Raw genomic sequence first — 1,682 nt, forward strand, 5'->3', positions numbered from 1 at the left:
GTAAACTTTCTATAAAAAAATTTTGAAATTTACAGAAAGTATGGTATAAATATAATATATAAGAATTTTAGACGTATGGAGGAAGAATTATGAATGGATATTTTAGTCTTGTTTTACATGCGCATTTGCCATATGTAAGACATCCAGAGTATAAAGAATTTTTGGAAGAAGATTGGTTATATGAAGCAATTACAGAAACATACGTTCCTCTACTAGAAATGTTTGAAAGCTTGACAAGGGATAATATTCCTTGGAATATAACAATCACAATGTCTGGAACACTTGTAAATATGTTAAATGATGAGTTATTAAGAGAAAGATATATTCGTCATATAGACAAATTGATTGAATTTTGTGAAAAAGAAGTGGAAAGACTGAGTCCATATCCCGATATGCTAAATGTTGCAAAACACAATCTATGGTTTAATACAAGAGCAAAAAAAGTGTTTGAAGAAAAATACAATAGAGATTTGGTAGGAGCATTTAGAAAATTTCAAAATCAAGGAAATCTTGAAATTATTCCAGTTACAGCAACACACGGTTTTTTGCCAGTAATGAAAGATTATCCTGAAGCAGTAAATGCTCAAGTTTTTATGGCAAAAAAAGATTACATAAAAAACTTTGGAAGAAATCCAAAAGGAATTTGGCTAGCTGAATGTGCTTATTATCCAGGACAGGATAAATTCCTTGAAAAACATGGAATAAGATACTTTTTAGTAGATGCACATGGAATTATGCACAGTAATCCACGTCCAGTTTATGGTATTTATTCACCAGTTTACACAAAAAACTATGTAGCTGCATTTGCAAGAGATTTAGAGTCGTCAGAGCAAGTTTGGAGTTCTGAATCAGGTTATCCAGGAGACGTACTTTATCGTGAATTTCACAAGGATGCTGGTTACGAACTGGATTATGAACTTGTAAAACCTTATTTGCATAGTGATGGAGTAAGAAGAAACATCGGAATAAAATACCATGCGATAACAGATAAAAAAGGAACCTACAAAGCTGTTTATAATCCACAGGCAGCGGCAGAAAGGGCAAAAGAACACGCCTACAACTTTGTCTTCAACCGTTCAAAACAAATAGAATATCTCGCTTCAAAAATGAAATACAGAAAACCTATTGTAGTGTCACCTTATGATGCCGAACTATACGGACATTGGTGGTATGAAGGGCCAATATTCCTAGAATGGGTATTCAGAGCAATAGCAGAATCTAATTTTTCTACAATAACACCATACAAATATTTAGAATTATATCCTACAAATCAAATAGTTGACGTAAGCATGTCAAGCTGGGGAGCAAACGGCTATTATGATGTTTGGATAGACAGCTCAAATGATTACGCCTACAGACATTTACATAAAGCAGCACAAAAAATGATAGAACTAGCAAACGGAAGAGAACCATACAACGAATTAGAATACAGAGCATTGAATCAAGCTGCAAGAGAGTTATTGATGGCACAGACTTCTTGCTGGGAATTTATAATGTACACAGGAACAATGGTTGGTTATGCTCACAAGAAAATAAGTGATCATGTCCATAGATTGTTCAAAATTTATGAAGATTTCAAAAACGGAAGATTAGATGAAGGCTGGATAAGTGAAATTGAAAGCAGAGATAATATCTTCCCTGAAATTGAATACAGAATGTATAGAAGTGACTGGTTATAATTT

Annotated in this window: 1 protein-coding gene; it reads left to right on the forward strand. The window is 33.2% G+C overall.

The annotated features are described in order from the left end of the window. The first annotated feature begins 89 nt into the window (after positions 1-89). Positions 90-1,679 (forward strand): 1,4-alpha-glucan branching protein domain-containing protein, encoded by a 1,590-nt coding sequence (locus tag Q0370_RS11675; RefSeq protein ID WP_299575930.1) that lies wholly within the window; start codon positions 90-92, stop codon positions 1,677-1,679. Positions 1,680-1,682 lie beyond the last annotated feature (3 nt).

Origin of the sequence: uncultured Leptotrichia sp., assembly GCF_938036635.1 — a bacterium.
In the GTDB taxonomy this organism is placed as follows: domain Bacteria; phylum Fusobacteriota; class Fusobacteriia; order Fusobacteriales; family Leptotrichiaceae; genus Leptotrichia; species Leptotrichia hongkongensis.

Bases quoted from the DNA above. Each gene is read 5' to 3' on its own strand.
- Q0370_RS11675 (WP_299575930.1), top strand. From the start codon at position 90: ATGAATGGATATTTTAGTCTTGTTTTACATGCGCATTTGCCATATGTA.